This window comes from Bradyrhizobium sp. P2_E8 (assembly GCF_056403875.1).
This window is the reverse complement of sequence record NZ_JBFUES010000256.1, coordinates 1-8,206: the sequence shown is the minus strand read 5'-3', so window position 1 is coordinate 8,206 and position 8,206 is coordinate 1. Positions and strand designations below refer to the sequence as shown.

Below are 8,206 nucleotides of genomic sequence, written 5' to 3'. Positions count from 1 at the left end.
TTCGAACAGGAACCAGGTGCGCCGCTCGGTCTCGTCGATGAAGACCTCGAGGATGCTGGCGCTGGCGACATCGCCGGCGTCGTCGCAGACGTCGTGGGCCTTGCGCATCGCGCTCGCGACATGCTTGTTGTCCTGCATCAGCTCGCGCAGCATCTCGCGCGGCGGGACGTAGTCCTCGTTGTTGTCCTTGATGGTCTGGAGTTTTGCGACCTGGCCGATCGACTTCAGAGTCGCGCCGCCGATCTTGCGGACGCGCTCGGCGAGCTGATCGGTGGTGGCGAAGATCTGGTCCGAGTGCTCGTCGAGCAGCAGATGGTAGTCGCGGAAATGCCGGCCGCTGATGTGCCAGTGGAAATTCTTGGTCTTCAGATACAGCGCGAATGCGTCGGCCAGAAGCACGTTGAGCGCCTCCGAAACCTTGTTGACGGCCTGGGGCGACAGATCGGTGGGGGTGTCGAGGTCGGGCGAGACCTTGTTGGGGGCTTTGCTCACGGGAAACCTTCCTGTTAGGACGCGGACATTGACGGCGCGCCGTCGCACCCCTAACGCAAGGCGGCAGCACCGGTTCCTGCGCAGGAACTGTCTGGTGGGGGCCCTCGAATACCAWGGACGATTGGATCGATTATTACGACTCCACGCACACGATCTATGTCAGCAAGCTGCATCGCGATTTGCACTTCCAGATCATCGCGCGGGACATCATCGGCTACATCTCCTCGCCCGAGGCGACGGTGCTGGACTATGCCTGCGGCGAGGCGCTGTCGGCGAGCCAGGTGGCGTCCGCCTGCGGCAAGCTGATCCTGGCCGAGCCTGCGCCGGGCGTGCGCGGCCGGCTGATCGCGCGGTTTGCCCCGAACACAAAGATCCGCGTCCGCTCGCTCGACGACGTGCGCAAGATGCAGGACCAGTCCATCGACCTCGTGGTGATGAACTCGGTCGCGCAATACATGACGCCGGAGGAGCTCGATGCCGCGCTGCTCACCATCCGGCGGTTATTGACCCCGTCCGGCAAGCTGGTGCTCGGCGACATCCTCCAGCCCAATGTCGGCATGTTCAGGGACGTGACAGCGCTGCTCAGCTTCGGCCTGCGTCACGGCTTCCTGAAGGACGCGCTGATCGGGCTGATCAGCACCGCGCTGTCCGATTACCGTCAGCTGCGCTCGCGCATCGGGCTGCAGCGCTACAGCGAAGACGAGATCACGGCCAGGCTTAAGGCGGCCGGGTTCGCGGTCCAGCGCGCCCACACCAATATCGGCCACAATCGCTGGCGCATGACCTTCATCGCGCGGCCGCCAATGATCCGTTAAGCATAACGTTTGGCTGAGGTGGCTTGGCGCACCCCGTTCGGACATGATCGGTACGGCCCGGTGGCGGAAGTGTCTACGCGAGGGCGGTGCATCGCTCTTCATCCTGGTTCAAATCCAGGCCGGGTCTCCACGCTTCGCCCCTGCGAGGCTACGCGTGGCGCAGCCACGCTTGACCGAAGCGAAAGCGTAGACGGACTGTATCGGCGGCTCAATCTGCCTTGACCACTTCACACTCCGACAGCAGCTGAAGCCGGTCCGCATCCTTGGCTGCGGAGCTGAGCACGGCATCGAGCAGGCCGGGAAAGCGCGCCTCCATATCCTCGCGGCGCAGCCGCATGAAGCGGTTGGTGCCTGCCACGCGTGTCAGCATGAGGCCGCATTCGCGCAGCTTGGCGAAGTGGTAGGCGAGGTTGGATTTGCCGGCGAGACCACTGAAGTCGCCACAGCACAGCTCGCTGCTGACACGTTCCTGCTGGGCGAGCTGGTAGACGATCGCCAACCGGATCGGATCGCTCAGGCAATCCAGGACCATCGGCAGCTCGATCTGCTCGCGGGTAGGGTGGAGGGGCGTGCGGCTCATGGTCCGAATCATAGCGATGCGCTCGCAATGTTCAATAGTTCTTGAACTGATTGACACTGAAACCGTCGCGTTCGATAGTTCAATAAACATTGAACATGGGAAATCTTCCAATGAGCGTATTCTGGCTGGCCCTGGCGGCCTTCGCGATCGGCACAGAAGGCTTTGTTATTGCAGGGCTTTTACCTGCGATCGCCACCGACCTGTCGATTTCGGTCTCGGCCGCCGGCCAATTGGTTACCGCCTATGCCCTCACTTATGCGGTGGGCTCGCCGATCCTGGCGGTGGCGCTGAACAATATCGACCGCCGTACCGTGCTGGCTCTGGCGCTGACGACCTTCATCGCCGGAAATCTCGTGGCGATGGTGGCTTCCAGCTACGCCCTGCTTCTGGCTTCCCGGATGCTGATGGCCCTGGGCTCCGGACTGTGCATGCCGACGGCGCTCGCGGTGTCGGTCGCCGTCGCCTCGCCTGAGCGGCGGGGCCGCGCGGTGGCGCTGGTCACCTCGGGACTGACGGTTGCGACCGTGATCGGCGTCCCGCTCGGCAATCTCGTCGGGAGCCTGCTCGGCTGGCGCGCGACCTTTGCCATGGTCGCCCTGATCGGTGCCGTTGCCCTCGCCGGCCTCTTGCTGGGCCTGCCCCGCGGCCTGCCGCGCAACACCGCTTCGCTCGGCGAACGGCTGGCGGTGGCGCGTCACAGCAGTGTCCTGGTCGCGCTTCTAATCACAATTCTATGGGGGCTCGGCGGCTTCACCGTGTTCACCTATTTCGCGGTGCCGTTGCGCGGCCTCGGCTTCGATGCCTCGCAGATCAGCCTTGCGCTGCTGGTGTTCGGTGGCGCGGCCGCGATCGGGAACATGCTCGGCGGCGTCCTGGCCGACCGGCTCGGCACGCTCGCCACCGCAGCGCTCGGGCTCGCGGGCATGGCGACCGCGCTGATCCTGCATTCGCTGGTCCTCAAATTGATGCCCGGACAGGCGCATTATGCCGTGCTGGGCACGATCTTCCTGTGGGGCATTTCGGGTTGGGCGTTCTATCCGGCCCAGATCGCCAGCATCATCCGGATCGAGCCGCAGGCCTCGATGATCGCGCTCTCGCTCAACGCCTCTTCGATGTATCTGGGCTTCGCCATCGGCGGCGCCTTGGGAGGCGCGGTGCTGGCCACCCTCTCGCCAAATGACCTCGGCTGGATCGGCGGAACGAGCGTTGCGGCCTCGCTTCTGGTGCACCTCGCCCGTGGCTGGCAGGCACGGCCAAAACCGGTCAAAATTGCCGGTTGATGGGTGTTTTTCGGGGTTTCGCCGCCCCGAAAACTGGTCTAAGACCCACCCGCGCGCGAGGGAGACCACCGCGCTCTCGGCCACAGGGACGCGCAGCCGCGCGCCCTTTTTTTGTGCCCAAATCCGACTTCGGCGAGAGTTGATGCCCAAACGTACAGACATCACCACCATCCTGATCATCGGCGCCGGCCCCATCGTGATCGGCCAGGCCTGCGAGTTCGACTATTCGGGCACGCAGGCGGTGAAGACGCTGAAGGAAGAGGGCTATCGCATCGTCCTCGTCAATTCCAACCCGGCCACGATCATGACCGATCCGGAATTGGCGGATGCGACCTATATCGAGCCGATCACGCCCGAGATCGTCGCCAAGATCATCGAGAAGGAACGTCACGTCATCCCCGGCGGCTTCGCGCTCTTGCCGACCATGGGCGGCCAGACTGCGCTGAACTGCGCGCTGTCGCTGCGCCGGCAGGGCACGCTGGAAAAGTTCGATGTCGAGATGATCGGCGCCACGGCCGATGCGATCGACAAGGCGGAGGATCGCCAGCTCTTCCGCGAGGCCATGACCAAGATCGGGCTCGAGACGCCGAAGTCACGGCTGGCCAATGCGTCGGCATTGAAGAAGTCGTTCCGCGACAAATATCTCGCCGAGCGCGAAAAGCTCTCCGGCGCCGCCCTCGAAGAGCTCGAGCGGCAGTGGACGCTGGGCGAAAGCGATCGCCGCAAGCGCTACCAGGAATACGCGTTCGGCCAGGCCATGATGGCGCTGTCCGAGATCGGCCTGCCCGCGATCATCCGCCCCTCCTTCACCATGGGCGGCACCGGCGGCGGCATCGCCTACAACAAGGAAGAGTTCCTCGACATCATCGAGCGCGGCCTGGACGCCTCTCCCACCAACGAAGTGCTGATCGAAGAATCCGTGCTCGGCTGGAAGGAGTACGAGATGGAGGTGGTGCGCGACAAGAAGGACAATTGCATCATCGTCTGCTCGATCGAGAACCTCGATCCGATGGGCGTGCACACCGGCGATTCCATCACGGTGGCGCCGGCGCTGACGCTGACCGACAAGGAATACCAGATCATGCGCGACGCCTCGCTGGCGGTGCTGCGCGAGATCGGGGTGGAGACCGGCGGCTCCAACGTGCAGTTCGGCGTCAATCCGGACGACGGCCGCATGGTCGTCATCGAGATGAATCCGCGCGTGTCGCGTTCCTCCGCGCTGGCCTCGAAGGCCACCGGTTTTCCGATCGCAAAGGTCGCCGCCAAGCTCGCGGTCGGCTACACGCTCGACGAGATCGCCAACGACATCACCGGCGGCGCGACGCCTGCCTCGTTCGAGCCGACGATCGACTACGTCGTTACCAAGGTGCCGCGCTTTGCCTTCGAGAAATTCCCCGGCGCCTCCCACACGCTGACGACGTCGATGAAGTCGGTCGGCGAAGTGATGGCGATCGGCCGCACCTTCCAGGAAAGTCTTCAGAAGGCGCTGCGCGGGCTCGAGACAGGCCTGACCGGGCTCGACGAGATCGAGATCGAGGGGCTGGGCCAGCACGACGACAAGAATGCGATCCGTGCCGCGCTCGGCACGCCGACGCCCAACCGGCTGCTCCAGGTCGCGCAAGCGATGCGGCTGGGCTGGACCAATGAGGAGATCTTCAACTCCTGCAAGATCGATCCGTGGTTCCTCGGCGAGATGCGCGGCATCGTCGACATGGAGGAGAAGGTTCGCAAGCACGGCCTGCCTACCAATGCCTTCGGCATGCRCACGCTCAAGAGCATGGGTTTTTCGGACGCGCGGCTTGCAGTGCTGGCGCAGACTACGGAAGCCGAGGTGACGGCGAAGCGCCACGCGCTCGGCGTTCGCCCGGTCTACAAGCGCATCGACACCTGCGCGGCCGAATTCGCCTCGCCAACCGCCTACATGTACTCGACCTACGAGGCGCCGTTTGCGGGCGCCCCGGCGGACGAAAGCACGCCGTCGGACAAGAAGAAGGTCATCATTCTCGGCGGCGGGCCCAACCGCATCGGCCAGGGCATCGAGTTCGACTATTGCTGTTGCCATGCCTGCTTCGCGCTGCATGACGCCGGCTACGAATCCATCATGGTCAACTGCAACCCGGAAACGGTGTCGACCGACTACGACACCGCCGACCGGCTCTATTTCGAGCCGCTCACCGCCGAGGACGTGCTGGAGATCATCGCGAAGGAGCGCAGCAACGGCACGCTGCACGGCGTGATCGTGCAGTTCGGCGGCCAGACGCCGCTGAAGCTGGCGCGCGCGCTGGAGGCCGCCGAAGTGCCGATCCTGGGCACCTCGCCCGACGCCATCGACCTTGCCGAGGACCGCGACCGCTTCAAGCGCGTGCTCGACAAGCTGCGGCTGAAGCAGCCGAAGAACGGTATCGCCTATTCGGTCGAGCAGGCGAGGCTCGTCTCCGCCGATCTCGGCCTGCCCTTGGTGGTGCGCCCGTCCTACGTGCTCGGCGGCCGCGCCATGCAGATCATCCGCGAGGAGAACCAGCTCAACGACTATCTGCTCGGCACGCTGCCGGAGCTGGTGCCGGCCGACGTCAAGGCGCGCTATCCGAACGACAAGACCGGGCAGATCAACACCGTGCTCGGCAAGAACCCGCTGCTGTTCGACCGCTACCTGTCGGACGCGACCGAAATCGACGTCGACTGCCTCTGCGACGGCAAGGACACTTTCATCGTCGGCATCATGGAGCACATCGAGGAAGCCGGCATCCATTCCGGCGATAGCGCCTGCTCGCTGCCGCCGCACTCGCTCGATGCGAAGATGATCGAGGAGCTGGAGCGGCAGACGCGCGAGCTCGCGCTCGGCCTCGACGTCGTCGGCCTGATGAACGTGCAATACGCCATCAAGGACGGCGAGATCTACGTGCTCGAAGTCAATCCGCGCGCCTCGCGCACGGTGCCCTTCGTCGCCAAGGTGGTCGGCACGCCGGTCGCCAAGATCGCCGCGCGCATCATGGCCGGCGAGAAGCTCGCCGATTTCAAGCTGACGAAGGCGCAGCTCAAGCATGTCGGCGTCAAGGAATCGGTATTCCCGTTCGCGCGCTTCCCCGGCGTCGACACGGTGCTCGGCCCCGAGATGCGCTCGACCGGCGAGGTCATGGGCATCGACAGCTCGTTTGCGGTGGCCTTCGCCAAGAGCCAGCTCGGCGGCGGCACGCGGGTGCCGCGCAAGGGCACGGTGTTCGTCTCGGTGCGCGAGAGCGACAAGACGCGCATCGCCGAGGCCGTTCGCGAATTGCATTCTCTCGGCTTCAAGGTTCTGGCGACGTCGGGCACGCAGCGCTTCCTGACCGACCAGGGCATCCCGACCGAGAAGGTGAACAAGGTGCTGGAAGGGCGGCCGCATATCGTCGACGCCATCACCAATGGCGACGTCCAGCTCGTCTTCAACACCACCGAAGGCCCGCAGGCGCTCGCCGACAGCCGTTCACTGCGGCGCGCGGCCCTCTTGCATAAAGTGCCGTATTACACCACTCTTTCCGGGGCCGTGGCGGCCGCGCAGGGCATCCGCGCCTATCTGGATGGGGACCTTGAGGTTCGTACCCTGCAGAGCTACTTTTCGGAAACCTGATCGAGAGTGGAAGGCAAGGCCTTGAGAGGTTAAGCCTTCCGCTAAGTGATTGGCAGTCAAGCCACAATGGCCGCAGGAACTGTCCGGCCATATGGTTGTTCTGTTCCGGCGCCAAGCCCATATCTGTCGACGTCCGACGGCTCATGTACCGAGCCCCGGAAATACCGACGAATCAAGGTTGGGCGCCCATTCGCGTTCTGGGGCGCACGATCGAAGGACGAGAGAGAAGATGGAAAAGGTTCCGATGACTTCGGCCGGGTTTGCCGCGCTCGGGGAAGAATTGAAGAAGCGCCAGTCCGAGGACCGTCCGCGCATCATCGAGCATATTGCGGAGGCGCGCTCGCACGGAGACCTGTCGGAAAACGCGGAATATCACGCCGCGAAGGAAGAGCAGTCCCACAATGAGGGCCGCATCGCGGAGCTCGAGGACAAGCTCGYGCGCGCCGACATCATCGACATCTCGAAACTGTCTGGCGACACCATCAAGTTCGGCGCCACCGTGACCCTGGTCGACGAGGACACCGAGAAGAAGACGGTGTGGCAGATCGTCGGCGAGGTCGAGGCCGACGCCAAGAAGGGCCGCATCTCCATCACCTCGCCGCTCGCGCGCGCGCTGATCGGCAAGAAGAAGGGTTCGACCGTCGAGGTCAACGCACCCGGCGGCGCCAAGGCGTACGAGATCACCAAGGTGGAGTGGCGGTAAGGATTTGCCGCTGCGCGTCATGATGTTTTGAAAAGGCCGCGCTTGGCGCGGCCTTTTTGTTTCTGCGTATTGCTCGGAATGTGAGGGACTTGCGCCCTCACCCGTCGTCATTGCGAGCGCAGCSAAGCAATCCAGAATCTTTCCGCGGAGACAGTCTGGATTGCTTCGCTACGCTCGCAATGACGGAGCGTGGCAACAGCATCCGTCTCTCTCGTGTCCCGGACGCGCAGCAACGCCCTTAGCGTTGCTGCGCAGAGCCGGGACCCAGAAAGCAACTCGGTAAATCGCGGTGAGATGGGTCCCGGCTCTGCAGCGCACCGCTAAAGGAGCGCTGCGCTGCGTCCGGGGCACGAGAGCGGCGCCCTACCGCCGCCCCTTCACGTCCAGCGGCACGGCCGCCTCGTATTTCGAATTGTGCAGCACCAGCGACGTCCGCACGTTGCGGACATGGGGCGCAGCGGTCAGGTGCGTGACGAAATCCTGGAAGGTCGCCATGTCAGGCGCGACGCATTTCAGGATGAAATCGACCTCGCCGGACAGCATCCAGCATTCCCGCACCAGCGGCTCGGCGCGGACGAACTCCTCGAAGGCGCGCAAATCCGCCTCGGCCTGGCTGGACATTCAGGATGAAATCGACCTCGCCGGACAGCATCCAGCATTCCCGCACCAGCGGCTCGGCGCGGACGAACTCCTCGAAGGCGCGCAAATCCGCCTCGGCCTGGCTGGACA

Annotated in this window: 6 protein-coding genes and 1 pseudogene; 4 read left to right on the top strand and 3 right to left on the bottom strand. The window is 64.3% G+C overall.

Annotation, left to right across the window (positions count from 1 at the left end; all coding sequences use genetic code 11):
- A partial coding sequence (locus AC1D00_RS16330) for a Dps family protein (protein ID WP_477011389.1) occupies positions 1-492 on the bottom strand: 492 nt, incomplete at its 3' end.
- Positions 493-617: 125 nt separating this feature from the next.
- Here AC1D00_RS16330 and AC1D00_RS16325 point away from each other — a divergent pair.
- Positions 618-1,307 carry a class I SAM-dependent methyltransferase gene (locus AC1D00_RS16325; protein WP_477011390.1) on the top strand — a complete coding sequence of 230 codons (690 nt, stop codon included), beginning with the start codon at positions 618-620 and terminating at the stop codon, positions 1,305-1,307.
- Positions 1,308-1,515: 208 nt separating this feature from the next.
- Here AC1D00_RS16325 and AC1D00_RS16320 read toward each other — a convergent pair whose 3' ends face one another.
- Positions 1,516-1,887, bottom strand: coding sequence for an ArsR/SmtB family transcription factor (locus tag AC1D00_RS16320; RefSeq protein ID WP_477011388.1), 372 nt, complete (start codon positions 1,885-1,887; stop codon positions 1,516-1,518).
- Positions 1,888-1,997: 110 nt separating this feature from the next.
- On the opposite strand from AC1D00_RS16320, the gene AC1D00_RS16315 reads away from it, so the two are divergent.
- The 3 genes from AC1D00_RS16315 to greA all read left to right on the top strand — a co-directional run bounded on the left by AC1D00_RS16315 (position 1,998) and on the right by greA (position 7,477).
- Positions 1,998-3,167, top strand: a complete 1,170-nt coding sequence (locus AC1D00_RS16315) for an MFS transporter (RefSeq protein ID WP_404558801.1) — start codon at positions 1,998-2,000, stop codon at positions 3,165-3,167.
- A gap of 142 nt (positions 3,168-3,309) precedes the next feature.
- Complete coding sequence (carB, locus tag AC1D00_RS16310) at positions 3,310-6,774, top strand: carbamoyl-phosphate synthase large subunit (protein ID WP_477011387.1); 3,465 nt, start codon at positions 3,310-3,312, stop codon at positions 6,772-6,774.
- 229 nt (positions 6,775-7,003) lie between these two features.
- The gene (greA, locus tag AC1D00_RS16305) at positions 7,004-7,477 is read left to right on the top strand and encodes a transcription elongation factor GreA (RefSeq protein WP_477011386.1); all 474 of its coding nucleotides are present in this window, start codon (positions 7,004-7,006) and stop codon (positions 7,475-7,477) included.
- A 363-nt stretch (positions 7,478-7,840) separates the two neighbouring features.
- Here greA and AC1D00_RS16300 read toward each other — a convergent pair.
- A pseudogene (locus tag AC1D00_RS16300) lies at positions 7,841-8,098 on the bottom strand (Lrp/AsnC ligand binding domain-containing protein); the annotation flags it as partial.
- Positions 8,099-8,206: the final 108 nt, after the last annotated feature.

Coding starts and splice junctions, on each gene's coding strand:
- AC1D00_RS16320 (WP_477011388.1), bottom strand. CDS start 1,887: ATGAGCCGCACGCCCCTCCACCCTACCCGCGAGCAGATCGAGCTGCCG.
- AC1D00_RS16315 (WP_404558801.1), top strand. CDS start 1,998: ATGAGCGTATTCTGGCTGGCCCTGGCGGCCTTCGCGATCGGCACAGAA.